Origin of the sequence: Mesorhizobium sp. Pch-S, from assembly GCF_004136315.1 — a bacterium.
GTDB lineage: Bacteria > Pseudomonadota > Alphaproteobacteria > Rhizobiales > Rhizobiaceae > Mesorhizobium.
Map to the genome: position 1 here is coordinate 4,462,001 of NZ_CP029562.1, position 20,506 is coordinate 4,482,506.

A 20,506-nucleotide genomic window follows, 5' to 3' on the forward strand; every position below is an offset into this window, starting at 1 on the left:
GTGACCGGAACAGAACAATGGGAGAGTGGACATGTTTGGAAAGACTTGCCGGACTGTAGCGACGTCGAGCACAACGCTTCTCGTCCTGTTGGCGCTGGGGTGCGCCGCTTCGGCACAGGCCTTCGATGTATCGCGTATCGAGGCCGACAAGGAACTTGCGGGAAGAGTACCTGACAAGGTCCGTCAAGCCGGTGTGCTCGTCGGTGGTTCGGACAACGACTATGCGCCGTGGGAGTATCTTGCGGGGGCCGACGGTCAGACCCCTGAAGGCATCGACATTGACATCGGCAATGCCATCGCCGCCAGGCTGGGCCTGAAGTACGAATCCCGAACCGCGCAGTTCACCACCATCCTGCCGGCACTGGGGACCAACTACGACATCGGCATGTCGGCTTTCTCGATCACCGAGGAGCGCAAGAAGGTCGTCAATTTCGTTTCTTATGCCGAAACGGGCAACGAGTGGGTGATCAAAGCGGGCAACCCGACCGGTTTCGATCCGAAGAACGTCTGCGGTCGCCAGATCGCGGTGCAAAGCGGCAGCCGCCACGAGGAAAAGCTCATGGAGGTCAACAAGGCATGTGCCGACAGTGGCGGCAAGGAGATGGCCATTCTGCCTTTCAAGACACAGACAGAAGCCGTCACCCGTGTAGCCACCGGCGGTGCCGACGCGACGATTACAGGCAGTGCAACGGCACTTTATGCGGCATTCAAATCCAACAAGACGCTGGAAACCATCCGGCCGGTTGGCGACGAACTCAACGTGCGCGGTCTCAACGGCATCGCGATAGCCAAGAAGGACATGGCGCTGACCGAAGTCATATCCGACACGTTGACGACCTTGATCAAGGACGGCACCTACAATGCGATCCTGGACTCCTGGGGCATGGGGGCGGTCGGTGTTCAGAAGGCCGAGATCAATCCGGCATCGGATCACTGAGGTGGGTGGCAACGAGGTCAAACTGGCGACAGATCACCGCCAGTCGGATCCGGCCCACGGTCGGAGGGAAGGCGTGGTCCGCAACCAGGTGGTGCCAAGGCGCCATCCAGGGCGCTGGGTGGCCGTGGTCCTTATCCTGATCATCGCGATGCAGGCTGTGCAAGGCTTGGCAACGAACCCCAATTTCCACTGGGGTACCTACTACGAGTACGTCTTCTCGCCCTTTGTGATGCGCGGCGTCGGCTGGACGCTGCTGCTGACCGTCGTCGCCATGGCGGTCGCGATCCCGCTGGCCCTGGCTCTTGTCATGATGCGCGAGAGCGGAAATCCCATCCTTAGAAGCGCTGCCTGGTGTTGGGTGTGGTTCTTTCGGGGAACGCCGGTCTACACGCAGCTGGCATTCTGGGGCCTGTTCGCGGTGCTGTTTCCGCGCATTACGCTTTCCGTGCCCTTCGGTCCGGAACTGATCAGCGTCGACAGCCGCTGGATCGTGACTCCGGCAGTTGCCGCCATTTTTGGACTGGGTTTCAACGAGAGCGCATATCTCGCCGAGATATTCAGGGCTGGCTTCCGCGCCATAGACCGCGGGCAGAGCGAGGCAGCCCAGGCCATCGGCATGTCGCAGGCCAAGATCTGGACCCGAATCCTGATCCCTCAGGCCATGCGGACCATCATTCCCCCTACGGGCAACGAAACCATCGGTATGCTGAAAATGACATCGCTGGTGCTGGCAGTGCCATTCACGCTCGACTTGATGTTCGCGACCAATGCCATCGCCAATCGTACCTATCTGCCGGTGCCGCTGCTCCTGGTTGCCGCCTCATGGTATCTGGTCATCACATCGGTGCTGATGGTCGGGCAGTACTATCTGGAGCGCTACTACGGCCGCGGCCATGACGTGATCGTCGTCAAGGGAGGGCCGAACTGATGCATGGGATATCAGTCGCACCCGCCGTCGAACTTCTTGGCATCCACAAGTTCTACGGAGACTTTCACGCCTTGCGTGGCGTGGACCTCAGCATCGCCAGAGGCGAGGTCTGCGTTGCCATCGGTCCGTCCGGATCGGGAAAGTCCACCTTGCTGCGTTGCATAAACCAGCTTGAGATGATCTCGGCCGGTCGGGTCCGCCTGAGCGGTGTTCTTCAGGGATACCGGGAGCTCGATGGCAGGTTGCATGAACTGTCGCAGCGCCAGATTTCCGAACAGCGCCGTCGTACAGGCATGGTCTTCCAGCGTTTCAATCTGTTTCCGCACATGACCGCGCTTCAGAACGTGATCGAGGGGCCGGTGCAAGTGAAACGCCAGCCCGGAAGGCAGGCGAGGGAGCGCGGGATGGCCTTGCTGGAGCGCGTGGGTTTGGCTGGCCTCGGAGATCGTTATCCAAATCAGCTGTCGGGTGGCCAGCAGCAGCGCGTGGCCATCGCCCGCGCCCTGGCTATGGATCCGGAGGTCATGCTGTTCGACGAACCCACCTCCGCGCTCGATCCGGAACTGGTTGGCGAGGTGCTCGACGTTATCAAGGATCTGGCACGCACCGGCATGACGATGATGCTGGTGACGCATGAGATCGGGTTCGCCAGGGAAGTCGCCGATCATCTCATCTTCATGGACAACGGCATCGTGGTGGAGAGCGGCAAGCCACGGGACATTCTTACCAACGCGCGGGAGGCCCGCACACAAGCCTTCCTCTCCAAGGTCCTTTAATCGGTACGTCGTCCATTTTCCGTAAAGCCTGCCAATCGGGAAGTCACAATGAGAAGCATCGACGCGGTCCTCGATCAGGTGGACGCCAACCTCGCTGCCTCTGTCGACAAGTTCGTGCGATTCCTTGCGTTCCCGTCCGTCTCCAGCCAGCTGGACGGCAAGGAAGGGATCGCGGCATGCGCGAGATGGCTCAGATCCGAGTTGGAGGGCCTGGGCCTAGAGGCGCGGATCGTCAGGACAAGTGGTCATCCGGTAGTCATGGGGACGTCGCGGACGGCAAACGGGAACCTCAGGGTCCTGCTCTATGGTCATTACGACGTGCAGCCGGCGGAGCCGCTCGATGCCTGGGCAACGCCGCCTTTCGAGCCGGCGTTCAGGGACGAAGACGGCCTGAGGCGGATCTATGCGCGCGGTGCATCGGACAGCAAAAGCCAGGTCTGGTCCTTCATCGAAGCCCTTCGCGCCTGGAAGGAGACGGAGGGCGCGATACCGGTCGACGTGACTGTCCTGCTGGAGGGGGAGGAGGAGACCGGTTCGCCAAGCCTTCCTGCCTTTGTCGATGCTTATCGCGATGAGCTTGCCTGCGACGTGGCCTATATCAGCGACAGCGACATGTGGTCCCCGACCAGGCCCGCCATCACAACGCGTCTGAAGGGACTGCTGCACGAAAAGATCACGATCGTTGCACCAAACAGGGACCTTCATTCCGGCCAGTTCGGCAATGTGGCAGTGAATCCCTTGCGTGTTCTCACCAAGGTTCTCGCCTCCATTCATGACGAGCAAGGACAGGTGACCATCGATGGCTTCTATGATGGCGTAATGCCTCTGCCGAAGGTTTTGCGAGAGCAATGGGCCGCTCTGTCTCTCGATGAGGCTCTTGCCGGCGTGTCAGTCACCGGAGGTCCCGACGAAGCTGGATACGGAACGATCGAGTCGATGTGGGGGCGTCCCGCTATAGATTTCAATGGCATTGTGGGCGGGAATACTGGCCCCGGCGAGCGATCCGTTCTCCCTTTGTCAGCTTCGGCGCGGCTGTCGTTTCGCCTCGTTGGCGAGCAGAAGCCGGAGCACATCAGAGCGATCTTCAGAAACTTCGTGGAAAGCCGCCTTCCGCCCGGGTGCCGTGTCGAATTCGAGGGAGGTGGGGGCAACGCGGCGGTGTCTGTGAATGAGAAGAGTCCTTACCTGGTGGCCACCGGACGAGCACTTGACGCTGAATGGCCGGAGCGGACCCTGATCAAAGGAACCGGCGGGACCGTTCCACTCGTCAGACTGCTAACTGACCGACTTGGCGTGGATTGCATCGTCACCGGCTTCATTCTGCCGGACGACGCTATCCATGGTCCCAACGAGCACTACGACGTGGAGCGACTCCGCAAGGGGACACGCAGTTGGGTGCGTATCCTGTCGGAACTGGGACAGGAACAATCGTGTTGATGGACGATCCTAAGCGCTGATGAACGCAAAAAAGACCCGGCAGCATGGCTGCCGGGTTTGACAAGTGGAGTGTCGGTCGGTGGTCAGAAGTTACGCTGGAAACGGACCATCCCGGAGAACCCGTCATCGTCCGTCGCCGGCTTGCCGTCATCGAGGCTGAAATAGGCGATTTCCGGCGTGATCACGAACCCCGGCACTGGCTCGTAATTGACGTTGGTAACGACAGCGAAATGGTTGTCCGCCTGTCCGCGCGCAGCGCCCGAGCCCTTGCTGACGCCCGAGTCGCTGTAAGAGGCCTGCAGGTTGAACTTGAGCTTGGTGTTGATGCGGTACGAACCGCCGGCCCACACCGCCCAGTCACCCTTCCATGGCTTGTAATAGTTGAAGCTGTCTTCGTCGCCGGTGCCATAGCCGGCCATCACGAACAGCGAGAGCTGCTCGTTGATCTTGCCGTCGAGCCGCGCCTTGACGGCACCTTCTTCGTAGTTGGCGTCGTAGCCCGCCACCACCGTGACGCCGCCCCACTTGGCGGCATATTTCAAACCGCCGACGACATGCGGGACATAAGAATCCAGTGAGTAGTCGGCACCGTAGGAACTGCCGCCCTGTTCGAGCGAAACGACAGCCGAAAGACCGTTGTCGTTCTTGTAGGTATAGCTGATCAGATTGGTCTCGACCGGGCTGTAGGGCACGATGTCGTCGCCGATAACGGAACCGGCGTAGTTGGCGAAGGTTTCAAAGACCGATTCATCCTTGCCGATGCGCAGGCCTCCGAGCTGGACCCAGCCATAATAGAGCGAGACCAGGTTCGGGTCGCCGTGATAGCCGTCGCGGTACGAGAAGTTGGTCTGCGTGAACGTCGACAGCGTGCCGAGTTCCGTCTCGCTGCCGGTCCAGGTGCGAAGCGAAAAACGCCCCTGCACGTGGTAGGTATCGTCCGTGCCACCGGATTTGTCCGCGACGTCATTGTGGCCGCCATAGGGGCCTTCACCGGCGCGAACTTCGTAGCGGATGAAGCCGCCGACACGCAGGCAGGTTTCTGTTCCTGGAATATAGAAGTAGCCAGCGCCGTAGATATCACAGATACGGACGTATTCGGCTGTTTCAGGTTCGGCAACGACTGGGTTGTCTGCAGAGTATGCGGCAAGCGGGATCGTGCTCAGCGCCGACGCGCTAAGCAAAAGATACAGATTTTTCAATTTCCCCTCCAGATAAGATCTGTCACAGATCTTAATTTGCTAGCGTTTTGCGCTTAGCTGCATCTTGGAAGGTATTTTTCTGTCATAAAATGTTCAAACCACTTATTAGAATGGGCTTTTGAAATTTCCTCACGGTTTCGTTATCGACGCCTTCGACTTCTTTCCTGGCTCAAAGACCGGTGATGGCGATCCCTGCGCCCGATACCTTGTAGGTGCGGTTTATCGAGATCAGCACTGACGTCAGCGCTTCCGCCGCAGCGGAATTTGCGAGAACGCCTCCGCCGATACCGCGATTGGCCACGACGCCGGCCAATTCGATCACGGCATCGCGCGCCTCTTTGTCGTCACTGAACACCAGCACGTCGCAGTCGGCTCGTCCGCCGGCATGGAGCTTGCTGGCGCCGACATTGTGAAAGGCGGAAACGACGCGAACGCCGTCGCCGAGCTGTCGCTGCGCGATCTGCGCCGCCGAGCCGCCATCGGGCAACTGCACCGTGCTCACCTTCGGCGGTACCAGCGGGACGACGGCATCGACCAGGATCTTGCCTTGCAGCGCCGGCTTGATCTCTTCCAGCGTCGTTGCATGGCTGGCAAAGGGAACCGCCAGAACGACGACATCCGCCGCCGCTGCCGCGCCAAGATTGTCGCTGCCTCTCGCAAGGTTGCCAAGCTCGCCGGCAAAGGCTTTTGCCTTCTCGGGCGAGCGGGAGCCGATGACGACTTGATAACCCGCGGCGGTCCAGGCCTTGGCGAGGCCGGAGCCAAGGTCGCCGGTTCCACCGATAATGCCGATGACAGGTTTCTCTGGCATGCTGGTATTTTCCGTTTGCTGGGGTCGAATGCGTGACGGTGCTAGGCGCGCTTCGCGAGTTCGACGGCCTTGGCCAGCTGCTTGAGCTGGTTGGGGTGGTCGTACATCGGATGCAGCACGATCTCGTCGACACCCTTGGCGATGAGTTTTTGCAAACCCTCGGCGCATTCTTCCGGCGGGCCGAACACCGCAACACGATCAGCCATGCCCTCGACGGTGTAGACGGGATTGTCCTTGAAACCGACCGAAAGGATCTGCTGCACGCGGTCGCGTGCTTCCTCGCGGGTCGGTTCGACTGCTGCATAGACATTGACCGAGATCGAGAAACTTGCCGGATCACGGCCGCTGACAGCCAGTTCGTCGCGCAGGATCGCCAGTTCCTCATCCCGTTCTTCGGCGGGAATCATCGCTGCGCCTGTCCAGCCATCGGCAATGGCGACCGCCCGCCGCAGTGCGGGTTCGCTGCGCGCGCCGATGATGATCGGCGGGCCGGGCTGCTGGACCGGCTTGGGCTGCATGCGGATGCCCGAAAAGGAATAGATCTCGCCGTTGAAATCGGCTTCGCCCTCTGCCCAGAGTGCGCGCATGACGGCAATGCCTTCCACCAGGCGTACCGTCGGTTTGTCGGTCGGGATGCCGAGTGCGGCGAGGCGTGGCCGGTGATAGGCGTTGCCGACGCCCATGCCGACAGTAAGACGGCCCTGCGAGAGCTGGTCGATCGTCGCGAGGTCGCGTGCCAGCACGGCCGGGTTGCGATAGCCGGAAAACAGCACGGAAATGCCGAGGCGCATGTGCTTGGAAATGCCCGCCGCATAAGAAAGCTGATGCAGGGGATCGAGCGAGAAATTCTTGTCGTTCAACGTGTCCTGTGTCCAGATTCCGTTGAAGCCAACGTCCTCGGCCAAGCGGATGAAATCCGAAAAAGTCGTAGGGTCGCCTCTCAAGCCGACGGCGAAGGACGTTGATCGATTGGCGGTCGATCCCGGGTGTGTCGTTGTCAAAATCCATACTCCATCGTTCTGCGGGCCGGTTGGGATGCGGCCGCTCAGCAAAATCGTTTCGGGGTGGAGGCCCTCACAGGAACAACTCCTGCGTTACCGGGCGGAGCACGTCGCGCGCGCTGCTGCCTGCAATTGCCTGCCATCTGAGACCGCGCAGAACGATGACCGGCAGGCCGGCATCCTTCTGCATGAGAAGGCCGGCGGCGGCTGCGACTTCGTCGGCAAATGCCGGCAGCGTCGCTTTCAGGCCGCGCCCATAGGCGTCGGTTCGACCGGCCCAGTCGACGATGGCCGGCACGCCGGCTGTGCCGATCGCGATGTTGACCAATCCGTTGCGCCAGGGCCGGCCGAATGTGTCGCTGACGATGACGCCGATGGGCGCGCCGTATCTTGCTTCGAGGTCGCTGCGTATCGCCCGGGCGCTTGCATCCGGATCTTCCGGCAACAGGAGCAGCATGCCGTCGCGGCCATCGCCCAGATTGGATTCGTCGATGCCCGCATTGGCGCAGATCCAGCCGTGGCGGTGGCGTGTGATCAGCAGGCCATCCGGTGGCTGGCGCCGGGCCCGGATCACGTCGCTGGATTCCGAAAGGATGGCTTCGACCTTGTGCGGGTCCTTGCCGATCTCGGCGGCGAGCGCGATGGCCTGCTGCGACGGCTGGAACTGCTTTGCCGCAACAAGGCGTCCTTCGCTTTTCGAGACGATTTTCTGGGCAACCACCACGATATCGCCGGCCGCCAGCGCGCGGTTTGTTCGCGCGAGCGCTTCAACGATCAGCGTGGCAAGGCCGTCGCCTGCCACGACTTCCGGCATCGTGGCGACGGCAAAACACTCGGCCTCGACAGGACTGCGGAAGGCTTCGACATGGTCGCGCAGGTCCTGCGGCGTGTCGATGTCCCTTGAGAGATAGGCAAGCTGAAGTTTCTCGGAGGATCGACCGCTTAGACGCGCTGCCGCCTCATGTGCTTTCGCGGAATTCGGGCCGTAGCAGAAGGGGATCGCATCGGGTGGCGTCAGCAGCAGTGCATTGGTGCCACCGTCGGCGGACACCCCGATGGCGACCGAACAGCGTTCGCGTGCAGCCAAAAGCCGGTCCACCTCTTCATCGACAAGGGTCGCGATATCGGCGTGAACGACGAGGAGTGACGTCGCACCGATATCGTTCGCCCATGCGCTGGCGCGGCAGGCGGCCGCATTGATGTCGCCGTGCGCCGTCTCTTCGATGATCGATGCGCCGTATTTCTTGCCGATCGCCGCTGTTTCCCGCGAGGCGGTCACGACGCCGATCGGCTCACCCGCACGTGTCCGCATGAAGAACTGCAGCGTGTTTTCGAACAGCAGCAAAGCGAGCTTTTCGCGCGCGTCGTTTGCAAGGACGGGGCTCAAGCGCGTCTTTGCCGCTCCCGGGTCCTTCATGAGAATGGCGATGGCAACGGTCACGACGCGGCCTTTTCGCTACGGTCCCGCAGGTCTGTCGCCCAGGCCAGGACCTCGGCAGCAAGGCGTTCCGCATCGTCCGGATCACGCATCAAAATGTCGGTGGAGAGCACCGAAAGGTCGCGCGCCCGAAGCTCCTTCTCCTGCGGACGGTCCTGCGCATCGATGGCAAAGCCGTCGAGCAGGCCGTTGTAGCGTTCGGCAACGCCGATCGCGGTCGTCGCCATGCCGAGCCCGTCCATCAGCCGGGCGAGCGGACCCTTGACGGCCTTGCCATCGATGAGCGGCGACACGCCGAGCTTCAGGGCTCGTGAAGCACCGATCGCTGTGCGGAAACCGTCGACGGCGAGGATGGGTTCGATCGAGAGCAGGGGATTGCTGGGGGCAAAGACGATCAGCTGCGCATTTTCGACGGCCGCCAGCGCTTCAGCTCCGGGTCTGGCATGTTCGGCTCCTTCGTAGCGAAGTTCCAGAACCTTCGGCTCACAGCGGCGGCCGACGAACCACGGCTGAAAATCCATCCAGCCTTCGGTGGTCCTGAGTTTGGTCCGGACCGGGTCGTCGCTGGCCGGCAGGACGCGCGCGCGGGCACCGAGGCGCTCCGCAGCGTCCTGCGTGACCTTGGTCAGGCTGTTTCCCGCCGCAAGCTGCCAGCTGCGCCAGATATGCAGTCCGAAATCGGCATCACCAAGTTTCATCCAGGTCGGGGCGGCGAGGGTGGCGAGCACATCCAGGGCGCGCACGCTGTCGTCCGCGACGCCCCAGCCCTGTTTGCGGTCGATGCGATCGGAAAGTGTGTAGATCAGCGTGTCGATGTCGGGGCAGACACGCAGGCCGTAGAAATCGTCGTCGTCGCCGATATTGGCGATCACAGTCAGTGTGCCCGCCGGCAAAACCCGGGCAAGGCCTTCGGCCATGCGCGCGCCGCCGACGCCGCCGGCAATCAGCACCACGTTGCTGACGAACGTTCGCATTAGCGCGCTGCCATGGCCGCGGCGCGCCCACTGAGAAACGCGACAGGGTTGGTCCGATGCGACCGCTCGACAAGTGGAGCGATCTCGGCGGGATCATGGCCGGAGAAATCCTCGACCATGTCGTAGAGCGTGTTGCGCTGCACCGGCATGCGCCCGGCTGCGCGGATGATCCGCACCATTTCAGATGGCGTGATTTCCTGGCCGTGGCTGGCGCCTGCCGCGCGCGAGATGCTTTCGTTCATCAGCGTGCCGCCGAGATCGTTGGCGCCGCAGTGGAGCATGAGATGCGCCATCTCCGGCCCGAGCTTCACCCAGGAGACCTGGATGTTGTCGATGTGCCCGGCCAGCATCAGCCTGGCGACGGCATGCATCCTGAGGCTCTCTCCAGTGGTCGGGCCGGGCCGTGCGGCCGGATGGTCGCGATAGAGCCGCGTCTGGTCGTGGATGAAGCCCAGCGGCACGAACTCGGTGAAGCCGCCGGTGTCTTTCTGGATGGCGCGGATGCGGGCGATATGAGCCGCCCAATGGGCAGGACCGTCAATGTGCCCATACATGATGGTTGCGGTTGTGCGGATGCCGGCGTTATGGGCTGCGCGAATGATGTTTTCCCATTCATCCGCAGACAGCTTGTTACGGGTCAGCTGCAGCCGGATCTCCCTGTCGAGGATTTCAGCCGCGGTGCCCGGCATCGAACCCAGCCCAGCCTGTTTCAGCCCCGCCAGATAGATGGCGAGCGGAATGCGGCTCTTCCTGACGCCGTACCAGATTTCGAAGGGCGAGAAGGCATGCACGTGAATGTCGGGGACGCGGCGTTTCACCGCCTCGAGGATCTGCACGTAGTAGTTCGGGGGCAGGTCGGGATGCAGGCCGCCCTGGATGCAGACCTCCGTGCCGCCGCGGTTCCAGGCCTCTTCGGCCCGCCTTGCCACTTCATCCAGCGAGAGCCATTCGGCGCCGGCCGCATCCTTGCGGACGCCGAAATTGCAGAACTGGCAGGCCATGTAGCAGACATTGGTGAAGTTGATGTTGCGCACCACCACGAAGGTGACCTTGTCGCCGACGCGCTGGCTCCGGATCGTATCGGCAACATGCAGCAACGCTACAAGGTCGGACCCTTCGGCCTTGAAGAGCTTTTCACCCTCGGTCCGCGTCAGTTCCCGTCCTGCCAGGGCGGCATCGAGGATGCGCGCGAGAGGCAGGCTCGCTTCCGCCAGACTGGCTTCAAGCGTTGGCTTGCGGTCGATGAGACTTGGAAAGTCCTGCATATCAATTCACGATCTGGCTGCGGGCGAAACCGTCGGCGCCGGCGTGATCCGACAAGGCGGCTGCCAGTGGTGCGGTCTCGTTCAGGAAGGCCGGGTAGACGGTAAGCCGCTCGACCAGCCGGTAGCCTTGCGCCGCCGTGCGCCGGGCCAGTTCGGACAGCTCCGGCCACGCCCGTTCCGGGTTGATGTGGTCGATCGTGAGAGGAGAGATGCCACCCCAGTCGTTGATGCCGGAGGCGATGTAATCTTCGAAGCGGTCGTCGAGATTGGGAGGCGCCTGCAGGCTGATGGACGGGTCGAGCACCAGCCTGGCGACGGCGAGCGTGCGCAGCATGTCCTCATGGCTTGGCTCCATCCATGCTGCCATCGCCGTGTCGGCCTTGGCACGGAAGTTCTGCACGATCACTTCCTGCACATTGCCGTAGCGCTGATGGATTCGGTCGATGGCGACGAGGCTTTCGACGCGCTCCTCGAATGTCTCGCCGATGCCGATGAGGATACCGGTGGTGAACGGCACGCCGAGCCGTCCGGCAGCCTCGATGGTCCTGAGCCGTAGCACCGGTGACTTGTCCGGGCAGGCGTGGTGCGCCATGCCGGGTTTCATCAGCCGCTTGCTCACGGTTTCAAGCATCATGCCCATGGAGCCGGAGACTTCGCGCAGTTCGGCGATCTCGGCTTCGGTCAGCGTGCCGGCATTGACGTGGGGGATCAGCGAGGTGTGCGCGAGCACCAGCCTGCATGCTTCGATGACATAGTCGATCGTCGTCGCATGGCCGAGTCGTCGCAGGGTTTCACGCGCTTCCGGATACCGCCGCTCGGGGCGCTCACCGAGCGAGAACAGCGCTTCCTTGCAACCCAGTCGTTCGCCGTTTCGCGCGATCTCGAGCACTTCATCCGGTGACAGGTAGCCGGAGCCTTGCTGGCCGGGGTGTTTGACAAAGGCGCAATAGCCGCAGGTGTTGCGGCACATGGTGGTGAGAGGGATGAAAACCTTGCGTGAATAGCTGATCGCGTTGCCCCAGCCGAGATCCCGGAGCGTTGCAGCCTCTGCTTGCAACTGTGCTGTCTCCCGGCTGGTGAAGCGGGTGGTTTCGTCAACGTTATGGGCCATCCGGCGACCAACCTCTCTGGGCGGCAACAGACCGGAGGGATCCGATGCAGCCTAGGCAATCCGGGGTCCAGACTGGTCAGCCGGGAGTGTTTGCGTCAAACGACTTAACCGAATGGACGGTTGAGTTGTGCTCAACAACCATAGGAGCATGCGAGACGGCCGGTTGATCGTACCTCACATGGTCGTTCGCTTTAGTCGGTTGAAATCACGCCCTCTCGCCCACACAAAGTCGGGGCAAAATGGGGAGGCATGTGTGGCTGGGCGATGGATCGAGGCGAATGGCCTGCAACTGCGATACGACTTCACCAAAGGCCGTCGGGCACCGATCGTCCTGATCCACGAAATGGGGGGCACCCTCGAGAGCTGGGACGATGTCGTGCTGCCGCTGTCGGAGTTCGCATCCGTCCTGCGCTACGACCAGCGCGGTGTCGGGCTTTCGGAGAAGGTGCCCGGGCCTGTCACGGTCGAGCAATTGGCCGACGACCTTGCCAGCCTGCTAGAAGCCTTGTCGATCAAGGAGCCGGTTGCTGTGGTCGGAAACGCTGTCGGCGCCTCGGTGGCCGCCGCGTTTGCCGCGCTCCATGCCGACCGAGTGGCGGCCCTTGTCATGCTGGCGCCGGCGACAATCATGAGCGTGGAGAGGCGCGAGGCCGCGCTGCGTCGCATCGAGGCGATAGAGCGGCATGGCGTGCGCGCGGCATTTGCCGATGGCAGCTCCGATGTGCCGGCGCGCTTCGCAACACTGCGCCTGGCGACCGATCCGATGGGGCTTTGCGCGATGTGGCGCATGCTCGCCGATCTTGACATGACCGGGTTGTTGCCGCGGATCGCCTGTCCGACGCTGGTGGCGCATGCGACGCGCGACACTTCGCGCAGCGAGCAGGATATCGCCAGGGTCGCCGGAATGATCCCTGGCGCACGCATGACCGCGATCAACACCACGCACTACATGGCCATGGAAACACCGCGGCTGGTTTGCCGGACCGTCATCTCGTTCCTCGAGGAATGCGGATTTCAGTAGTTGCGGCAGAGATTGAGGCGCGCCGAGCGAAACTCAATAATGGCAATGTCGCTGGTTCTCCTTGTGCTCGCCATGGATGAGCAAAAGTCAAACAGCGGCGCCGTTTAGTCGTTTGACGGTCAAGAGGGCGCTGCCTACCGTCCGGCCATGATGGGCACCATCGACAGCGTTCAGGGACTAGAGAGTGGCGACAGTTCGATTTTCGGTTGAGGGGTATGTTGCAACGGTGACGCTGGATCGTCCCGAGGCGATGAATGCGATCGATCCTGAAACCGAGATCGAACTCCGGGGTATTTTGGCGCGCATCGAGGCCGATCGTGCAATCCGTGCCGTGGTTCTGACCGGCGCCGGCGAGAAGGCGTTCTGTACCGGCGCCGACCTCAAGAAGACCATGGCCATTTCGGAAACTTACGCTGCAAAGGCCTTTGGGGCCGGCGATGAAAGCTTCGTTTCCGGTTTCTCGATCGACAAGCCGATCATCTGCGCCATCAACGGTTATGCGCTTGGCGGCGGCCTCGAGCTGGCGTTGGCCTGCGACATCCGTATTGCTGCCGCGCATGCCCGCTTCGGGTTGCCGGAGGTCAAGGTCGGCACCATACCCGGCGCCGGTGGCACCCAGCGCCTGCCGCGCACCATTGGCGCAAGCGATGCCATGCTGATGCTTTTGACGGGCGACATGGTCGACGCGACCGAGGCACTGCGTCTCGGCCTGATCAGCCGTATCGTTCCGGCGACCGATCTTTTGAGGGAAGCTCACGCTCTTGCCGAGCGGATCGCAGCCAATGCGCCGCTTTCCGTTCGTGCCATCAAGCGGCTTGTCACCGATGGCCGGGCCATGCCGCTCAACGAAGCGATCAGGCTCGAGCGCCTGGTCTGGGGATTGCTGCGCGATACCGAGGACAGGCTGGAGGGGCGGCGGGCATTTCAGGAAAAACGCCCACCGAATTATGTTGGCCGCTGATCAGACCTGTGTCGGTGCGATTGCGCCGGCGGCATCGATCAAGTGAAGGCAGATGGCAGCTTGGCCGTGAAGCGCATTGAGGAGACGTGACCGGGAATGATTAACAAGCAGGTTGAGGATGTCGCCCAGGCGCTTTCGGGAGTAACCGACGGTGCATCGGTGCTCGTCGGCGGATTTGGAGCAGTCGGGCAGCCGAATGTCCTTCTCGACGCACTGGGGGAAATGGGGGTCAAAAACCTAACCGTCATAGCCAACAATGCCGGCTTCGAATCCGATATCGGACTTGGCCGCCTGATCGGCAGGGGTTGCGTCAGCAAGATGATCTGCAGTTTCCCGCGCGGCTCTTCATCATTCGACACTTTCTACAGAGCCGGCAAGATCGAGTTGGAAGTGGTGCCGCAAGGCACGCTGGCCGAGCGCATTCGCGCCGGCGGCGCCGGCATTCCGGCTTTCTACACGCCGACCGGGGTCGGCACACAGTTGGCGGCGGGCAAGGAGACGCGGACGTTCGGAGAGCGGGACTATCTGCTGGAACACGGCCTTACCGCAGATGTCGCGCTGGTCGAAGCCTGGGAAGCCGACCGCTGGGGCAATCTCACCTTTCGCGGCAGTGGCCGGAACTTCAACCCGATCATGGCCATGGCCGGGCGCCTCACCATCGTCCAGGCGCAGCATGTCGTCCCGCTGGGCGCGATCCTGCCCAATGATGTCGTCACGCCCGGCATCTTCGTCGATCGCGTCGTCCATGTCCCGTGTGGCGATCCGCCGATAGCCAAGGTTGCCACGGCACAGGGAGGCACGAAATGACGGTCAGCACCTACAAGCCCTGGGGCAAGCTCGACATTGCGCGCCGCGTGGGCGCCGACATTCCGGAGGGGTGGTACGTCAATCTCGGCATCGGCCTGCCGACGCTGGTGGCCGACCACATTCCCGAGGATCGGGAAGTCGTGTTCCATTCCGAAAACGGTATCCTGGGCATGGGGCCGGTGCCGGCCCCCGATGAGGTGGATACCTGGCTGGTCAATGCCGGCAAGGAAAATGTCACCCTGGTCCCCGGCGCCTCATTGTTCCACCATGCAGACAGCTTCGCGATGATCCGTGGTGGCCATCTCGATCTCTGCGTGCTCGGCGCCTACGAAGTCGCGCAGAATGGCGACCTTGCCAACTGGACGACCTCGCTCAACGACCGCGTCCCGGCTGTCGGCGGCGCGATGGACCTTTCGGCGGGCGTGCGCAACGTGTGGATCATGACCACCCACACCACCAAGGACGGCCAGCCGAAACTGGTGGAACGCTGCGGCTATCCGTTGACCGCCGGCAAAGCCGTCACACGTGTCTATTCCGACCTCGCCGTGCTCGATGTCACGACCAAGGGGTTTGTTGTCATCGACATGGTGGAGGGGCTGACGCGGGACGAACTGCAGAAACTCACAGCAGCACCGCTTCACTATGCTTGAACTCTCAGAACACGACATACCGCCCACCGAGCCGGGTCGAGCCAATGGCGCGACGCACGCCGGCGCTGTCGAGGCGGCAACAAACAAGAACAAGGGGAAGGACATGGACAAGGCTTCGACGATGACCCTGGAGGTGACCGGCCTCAGCAAGATGTTCTTCGTCTCCGACGAGAGCACGGCTGGCGGTATACGCGAAGCGACGTTTTCGCTGAAGCCTGGCACCTTCTTCACGCTTCTCGGGCCAAGCGGCTGCGGCAAGACGACGACATTGCGCTGCATTGCCGGCCTGGAAAGGCCTGATCGTGGCCTGATCCGGCTCGGCAACGACGTCCTGTTCGACAGCTCCCGCGGCATTGCCGTACCACTCAACCATCGCAACATCGGCATGGTGTTCCAGTCCTATGCGATCTGGCCGCACATGACGGTGTTCGAGAACGTCGCCTTTCCCTTGCGGGTTGCCAAGGATCGCAAATACAGCCGTGCGGAAGTCACCAAGCTCGTTGACGATGCGCTGAAGCGCGTCGGGCTCGATGGTCTGCAGACCCGCTCCTCGACCCGCCTGTCCGGCGGCCAGCAGCAGCGTGTGGCCCTGGCACGGGCCATCGTGCGGCAGCCGAAGCTGCTGCTGCTGGACGAACCGCTTTCCAATCTCGATGCGACGTTGCGCGACGAGATGCGCACCGAACTCAAGCGCCTGCAGCAGCAGGTCGGCATCACCACCATCTATGTGACGCATGACCAGACGGAAGCGCTGGAAATGTCCGATCTGGTCGCAGTGATCGACAAGGGCAATGTCGTGCAGATGGCGCCGCCGCGCGACATCTACAACCGCCCCACCAGCGCTTTCGTGGCCGGTTTTGTCGGCGCCACCAATCTGGTGCGGGGTAAGGTTCGTCGCGAAGTGAACGGAAGCGGCTTCGGCAGCGTCGTGCTCGAAGGAGGGCATGAGATCCAGTGCGCCTTCCAGCAGGTGCTGCCGGCCGAGAAGGATATCGCCGTCTCGATCCGGCCGGAATCGATGAGCATCAAGCCGCTGGCGGCCCCCGTTCACGACGGCGACAATCGCCTCAAGGGTACCGTCATGCTGAGCGGTTTCCTGGGCAATATGATCCGCTACAACGTCAAGGTCGGCGAACGCGTCTTCCAGATCAATGCCGGCCCCGAGACCATGTTCGAGATCGGCTCCGAAGTGTTCGTCGATTTCCCCGGCTCGGCCGCACTCGGCGTTCCGTGGGAACTGGTCCCAAGCGAACCGGTGAAAGCAGCCGGGGCCTGACAAACGACCCAGGCAACTGTGCGTTCGAAGTCAATCGAGGCGGATCCCGTTCCGCCTCGATTTTTTTTGTATCTCGTCCGGATGATGATGCGCCCGTTGCCCGCAAGCATCCATAAAGCGGCGCGCAAAGCAAAACGCGGGCCGATGGCCCGCGTTTCGTTACTTGCCGGATCGCTGCTTGTCAGGCCGCGAGGTCGCTGATCCTGGCGACGTTCTGCAGGTGGATCAACTGGTCGAACAGGCGACGCGCCTTGGCTTCATCCAGCTGCTGCTTGCTGCAGGCAGCAAATTTGCTCCACAATTCCTCTTCGCTCATCCGGCGTGTCCAGTGGCCGCGCGCATAGGGAACGCTCGGGCTTTCGAGCATTGTGCCGTTCTTCAGATAGATGCGCACGCCGCCGCTGTAGCCGAGATTGGGCTGGGTGTCGGCGGGAATGCTCTTGTCTGTTGCCGGCGTGATCACCTTCATCAACGCCTGAACCTTCGGCTGGCTGTAGAAGGCTTCGCTCAGCTCATAGAATGTCCCTTGCCGCGAGATGATGGCGCCCGCGACGCCAAGCGCAATGCTGTGGCTCGGCACAAAGTTGATGGTCGACGGCGATTTCGAGACGACGGCATATTGCGCCTCGCTGATCATCACGTCCACGCGTTCGATCGCGTCAGGCGAAACGTCATGTTCCCGGACGAGATCGAGAGCTCCGTCGATGGCACGCTGGTTCATGTTGCCGAACGGATACTGCTTGACGTTGATGCCGACGGTTTCCAGCCGCCAGGCCTTGCCGAGATCCTCGATCGGCGTGTCGAGGTCGACTGCACCCTTTGGGGAAAGCGCGACCAGCATACCGCGACCGCTGCGTTCCAGTCCGTCATTCGGGGTCGTCATGCCGGCCCTGGCCAGCCGCGCCGCCATGACGCCGGCAGCCGCACCGCGTCCGACCTGGAAGGGGCCGACATCGGTGTCGAAACTTGCCGTGATGCCGCCGGGCATCGCGGCAGCGATGCCGATGGCGCGCAAGGTGGTGTCCGGGTCGAAGCCGTGCAGGCTGCTGATGGCGATTGCAGCCGCCGTCGGACCGAACGCCGCCGTCGCATGCCAGCCCTTGCCGGCATAGGAGTCGGGGTCGCGTTCCGAAAGGCGCGCCCAGGCCTCGTAACCGGCGGCGTAGCCACGGATGACATCCTTTCCGGAAGCGCCGCTGGCTTCGGCCTCGGCAATCAGCGCCGGCATCAGGATCGTGCTGGTGTGACAGCCGGAGAAAGCGACGTCGTCATAGACGACGCTGGTGGTGGTGGCCGAGTTCACGAAGGCCGCTTCGGTCGTCGAGGCGCGTTCCTTGCCGAGGAAGATGCGGGCATCGCCCTTGCTGCCGCGCGTGCCGAGTTCGGCCAGGACGATGTTGGAGACCGATGTGCCGATGCCCGACATCATGACGCCGACGGTATCGGCCATGCCGGTGTTGATCGCTTCGACCGCCAGGTCGGGAATGTCTTCATATTTCAGCTTGGCCGCAAACTCGGCAAGCGTGCGGGATATGGGGGCGGGCATCGACGGTTTCCTCTCTGATTTTTCTTGATTGGGAGCTTCGAGACGCGTGGCGCGATGATCAAGCGAGCTTTCGGCAAGCCTGCTTGAGAATTCATCGCGACGGCGTGCTCAGGCGAGCTTGAACATCGGCAGCACGTCGCCGTCGGGCTGCCGTTGGATAGCAATCTCCACCGCCTTGCCAATGCGGATCGCTTCCAGGTCGCTGTCGACGATGTTGGTCATCATCGTCGGACCTTCCTCGAGCGACACATAAGCGATGGCGTAGGGAGGCTTGGCCTGGCGCATGATGCTGTAGGAATAGATCGTTCCACGACCGCTGGCTTCCCGCCATTCGGTGTCGGCGCTGGTGCAGAAGGGGCAATGGGCACGGGGATACCAGTGCACCCGCCCACAGCTGCGACAACCCCTCACCAGAAAACGGCCTTCCTCGAGCGCGGACCAGAACGGTTGGATTTCCGGGTGATGCGGTAGCGTGTTCGACAAGATGGACATGATGCTTCCTATTCGCGTTCGAGGATGAGGCTCGCCGAGCCGTGGCGCGTGCCGAGCAGGCCGCCGGTGCCGTGCGCCATGGCGAGATCGCAATTGGCGACCTGCACGGCGGGATGGGCTTCACCGCGCAACTGGCGCACCGCCTCGATGATCTTGGTCATGCCGCCGCGATGGTTGGGGTGGTTGTTGCAGAGGCCGCCGCCGTCCGTGTTGAACGGCAGCTTGCCGATGCCAGAGATCAGATTGCCGTCCGCGACGAAACGGCCGCCTTCACCCTTCTTGCAGAAGCCGAGGTCTTCCAGCTGGATGATCACCGTGATGGTGAAGCTGTCGTAGACCGAGACATATTTGATGTCGGCGGGAGTGAGCCCGGCTTCTTCGAAGGCAAGCGCGCCGCTACGGGCTCCGCCGGAATAGGTCAGATCGACATCGCCGCCAGCAAGATGCTTGATCGCTTCGGCAGCGCCGCGCACCTTGACCAGCGGCCGCTTAAGGCTGCGGGCGATCTCGGGGCGGGCGACGATGACCGCGCCACCGCCGTCGCTGATGACGCAACAATCCAGCCGGCGCAGCGGATCGGCGACAACCGGCGAGTTCGCTACGTCTTCGACCGTCACGACATCGCGCAGCATTGCGTTCGGATTGTGCTGGGCATGATGCGAGGCAGCGACCTTGACCCATGCCAGTTGCTCCGGCGTCGTGCCGAACTGGTGCATGTGCCGCATGGCGCACATCGCATAGGCGTTGAGCGTGGTCATGCCGAAAGGCTGTTCCCATGGGAAGTCCGGCTGCACCGGGTTGTCGATGCGCTGCGGCGCACCCTTCTGCTGGCCCTCGCTGCGCGGCCTGCCAGCCAGCGTGATCAGCGCGATGTTGCATTTGCCTGCGGCGATCGCCTGGGCCGCGTGGTTGACATGCAGGATGTAGGAAGAGCCACCGACATTGGTGGAATCGGCGTGGCGCACCTTAAGGTTCATGTATTCGACCAGCGACAGCGGTCCCGTACCCGGCGCATCACCGCCGCAGAAATAACCGTCGATGTCGTCCTTGCTGAGGCCGGCATCGGCGAGCGCCCCGAACGCCACCTCGGCATGGAGCTGCGGCAGCGATTTGTCGGGTGCTTTGCGGGTGGGATGCTCGTAGGCGCCGACGATGTAGGCTTGTCCGTTGATGCTCATGCTTTTCCTGCTTTTTCCTGTTTTCCGGAACTGGCGGCGGCCGCCGCCAGTTCGTCGAAATAGGCCGTCGCGACGACCGATGGCCGCTGGCTGAGCGCCGCAAACCAGTTTGCCAATGAGGGGTAAGCGTCACGCCAGACAACGTCGGCCGGCAGGCGGAAGTCGATGTAGGAGAGGGCCGACGCGATCGCGATCTGCGCCATGTCGAAAGGCGCATGCATCATCCCGGGCGCCTCGGCTTCGAGGGCGGCAAAGATCAGTGGCAGCTTCTCCTTCAGTGCGGCCAGGCGCCGCTCCGACTGGTCCGGCTGGTTGCGCGATTTCTCCGAAAGCAGGCTCATGAGCGCCGCGATAAGACCGTCGCCAAGTGCCAGCAGGCGCATCATCGCGATTTCCGCGGCAACTTCGCGCGGATGCAACTGGGCCTTGCCAGGCACGAGATCGAGATAACGACAGATCACATTTGAATCGAACAGCGCCTGGCCGTCGTCCAGGATCAGCGTCGGGATCTGCCCCAGAGGGTTGACCGAGAGCATGGTCGGGTTCGCGGCCAGGGCCGTCACGACCATCGGCTCCACCACAATATCGCGGATTGCTCCCGTCTCGTGAGCGGCGATCAAGACCTTGCGCACATAAGGCGATCTGGAGGATCCGTAGAGTTTCATCTTTTTCATTTTTACGGCTCAGAAAAAATCAAT

At 62.3% G+C, this 20,506-nt stretch carries 20 protein-coding genes; 9 read left to right on the top strand and 11 right to left on the bottom strand.

Annotation, left to right across the window (positions count from 1 at the left end):
- Positions 1-31 precede the first annotated feature (31 nt).
- The 4 genes from C1M53_RS20950 (at position 32) to C1M53_RS20965 (ending at position 4,078) form a co-directional block, all read left to right on the top strand.
- Positions 32-937, top strand: a complete 906-nt coding sequence (locus tag C1M53_RS20950; protein WP_129413986.1) for an ABC transporter substrate-binding protein — start codon at positions 32-34, stop codon at positions 935-937.
- Between the two features lie 73 nt (positions 938-1,010).
- Positions 1,011-1,865 (top strand): amino acid ABC transporter permease, encoded by an 855-nt coding sequence (locus tag C1M53_RS20955; RefSeq protein WP_245488229.1) that lies wholly within the window; start codon positions 1,011-1,013, stop codon positions 1,863-1,865.
- Positions 1,865-2,641, top strand: coding sequence for an amino acid ABC transporter ATP-binding protein (locus C1M53_RS20960; RefSeq protein WP_129413988.1), 777 nt, complete (start codon positions 1,865-1,867; stop codon positions 2,639-2,641). The genes C1M53_RS20955 and C1M53_RS20960 overlap by 1 nt, the downstream gene beginning before the upstream one ends.
- Positions 2,642-2,689: 48 nt before the next feature.
- Positions 2,690-4,078: a M20/M25/M40 family metallo-hydrolase gene (locus tag C1M53_RS20965; RefSeq protein WP_129413989.1), complete on the top strand. Its 1,389-nt coding sequence runs from the start codon at positions 2,690-2,692 to the stop codon at positions 4,076-4,078.
- An 83-nt stretch (positions 4,079-4,161) separates the two neighbouring features.
- Here the strand turns inward: C1M53_RS20965 and C1M53_RS20970 are convergent, their stop codons facing one another.
- From C1M53_RS20970 to cofG, 7 genes are all read right to left on the bottom strand, one after another.
- Positions 4,162-5,277 (bottom strand): porin, encoded by a 1,116-nt coding sequence (locus C1M53_RS20970; protein ID WP_129413990.1) that lies wholly within the window; start codon positions 5,275-5,277, stop codon positions 4,162-4,164.
- Positions 5,278-5,446: 169 nt separating this feature from the next.
- Positions 5,447-6,088: an NADPH-dependent F420 reductase gene (npdG, locus tag C1M53_RS20975; RefSeq protein ID WP_129413991.1), complete on the bottom strand. Its 642-nt coding sequence runs from the start codon at positions 6,086-6,088 to the stop codon at positions 5,447-5,449.
- A gap of 41 nt (positions 6,089-6,129) precedes the next feature.
- On the bottom strand, positions 6,130-7,140 hold the full coding sequence (locus tag C1M53_RS20980) for an LLM class flavin-dependent oxidoreductase (protein ID WP_348630000.1): 1,011 nt from the start codon (positions 7,138-7,140) through the stop codon (positions 6,130-6,132).
- A 22-nt stretch (positions 7,141-7,162) separates the two neighbouring features.
- Entirely contained in the window at positions 7,163-8,530 is a 1,368-nt protein-coding gene (gene cofE, locus C1M53_RS20985) for a coenzyme F420-0:L-glutamate ligase (protein WP_129413993.1), read from the bottom strand.
- A complete protein-coding gene (cofD, locus tag C1M53_RS20990; RefSeq protein ID WP_129413994.1) occupies positions 8,527-9,501 on the bottom strand; it encodes a 2-phospho-L-lactate transferase in 975 nt (324 codons plus the stop codon). Before cofD ends, cofE begins: the two co-directional genes overlap by 4 nt.
- The gene (cofH, locus tag C1M53_RS20995; protein ID WP_129413995.1) at positions 9,501-10,766 is read right to left on the bottom strand and encodes a 5-amino-6-(D-ribitylamino)uracil--L-tyrosine 4-hydroxyphenyl transferase CofH; all 1,266 of its coding nucleotides are present in this window, start codon (positions 10,764-10,766) and stop codon (positions 9,501-9,503) included. The genes cofD and cofH overlap by 1 nt, the downstream gene beginning before the upstream one ends.
- A 1-nt stretch (position 10,767) precedes the next feature.
- A complete protein-coding gene (gene cofG, locus C1M53_RS21000; RefSeq protein WP_129413996.1) occupies positions 10,768-11,877 on the bottom strand; it encodes a 7,8-didemethyl-8-hydroxy-5-deazariboflavin synthase CofG in 1,110 nt (369 codons plus the stop codon).
- A 253-nt stretch (positions 11,878-12,130) separates the two neighbouring features.
- Between cofG and C1M53_RS21005 the strand changes: the two genes are divergently transcribed.
- From C1M53_RS21005 to C1M53_RS21025, 5 genes are all read left to right on the top strand, one after another.
- Entirely contained in the window at positions 12,131-12,898 is a 768-nt protein-coding gene (locus C1M53_RS21005) for an alpha/beta fold hydrolase (RefSeq protein ID WP_165358201.1), read from the top strand.
- Positions 12,899-13,082: 184 nt separating this feature from the next.
- Positions 13,083-13,859, top strand: coding sequence for an enoyl-CoA hydratase-related protein (locus C1M53_RS21010; RefSeq protein ID WP_245488230.1), 777 nt, complete (start codon positions 13,083-13,085; stop codon positions 13,857-13,859).
- A 96-nt stretch (positions 13,860-13,955) separates the two neighbouring features.
- A complete protein-coding gene (locus C1M53_RS21015) occupies positions 13,956-14,666 on the top strand; it encodes a 3-oxoacid CoA-transferase subunit A (protein ID WP_129413998.1) in 711 nt (236 codons plus the stop codon).
- Positions 14,663-15,316, top strand: a complete 654-nt coding sequence (locus tag C1M53_RS21020; RefSeq protein WP_129413999.1) for a 3-oxoacid CoA-transferase subunit B — start codon at positions 14,663-14,665, stop codon at positions 15,314-15,316. The genes C1M53_RS21015 and C1M53_RS21020 overlap by 4 nt, the downstream gene beginning before the upstream one ends.
- Entirely contained in the window at positions 15,309-16,592 is a 1,284-nt protein-coding gene (locus C1M53_RS21025) for an ABC transporter ATP-binding protein (protein WP_129414000.1), read from the top strand. The genes C1M53_RS21020 and C1M53_RS21025 overlap by 8 nt, the downstream gene beginning before the upstream one ends.
- Before the next feature lie 181 nt (positions 16,593-16,773).
- Here C1M53_RS21025 and C1M53_RS21030 read toward each other — a convergent pair whose 3' ends face one another.
- From C1M53_RS21030 to C1M53_RS21045, 4 genes are all read right to left on the bottom strand, one after another.
- Positions 16,774-18,138 carry an MmgE/PrpD family protein gene (locus C1M53_RS21030; protein WP_129414001.1) on the bottom strand — a complete coding sequence of 455 codons (1,365 nt, stop codon included), beginning with the start codon at positions 18,136-18,138 and terminating at the stop codon, positions 16,774-16,776.
- 108 nt (positions 18,139-18,246) lie between these two features.
- Entirely contained in the window at positions 18,247-18,630 is a 384-nt protein-coding gene (locus tag C1M53_RS21035; protein ID WP_129414002.1) for a Zn-ribbon domain-containing OB-fold protein, read from the bottom strand.
- An 8-nt stretch (positions 18,631-18,638) separates the two neighbouring features.
- A complete protein-coding gene (locus tag C1M53_RS21040) occupies positions 18,639-19,808 on the bottom strand; it encodes a thiolase domain-containing protein (RefSeq protein WP_129414003.1) in 1,170 nt (389 codons plus the stop codon).
- Entirely contained in the window at positions 19,805-20,482 is a 678-nt protein-coding gene (locus tag C1M53_RS21045; RefSeq protein WP_129414004.1) for a glutathione S-transferase, read from the bottom strand. The genes C1M53_RS21040 and C1M53_RS21045 overlap by 4 nt, the downstream gene beginning before the upstream one ends.
- Positions 20,483-20,506: the final 24 nt, after the last annotated feature.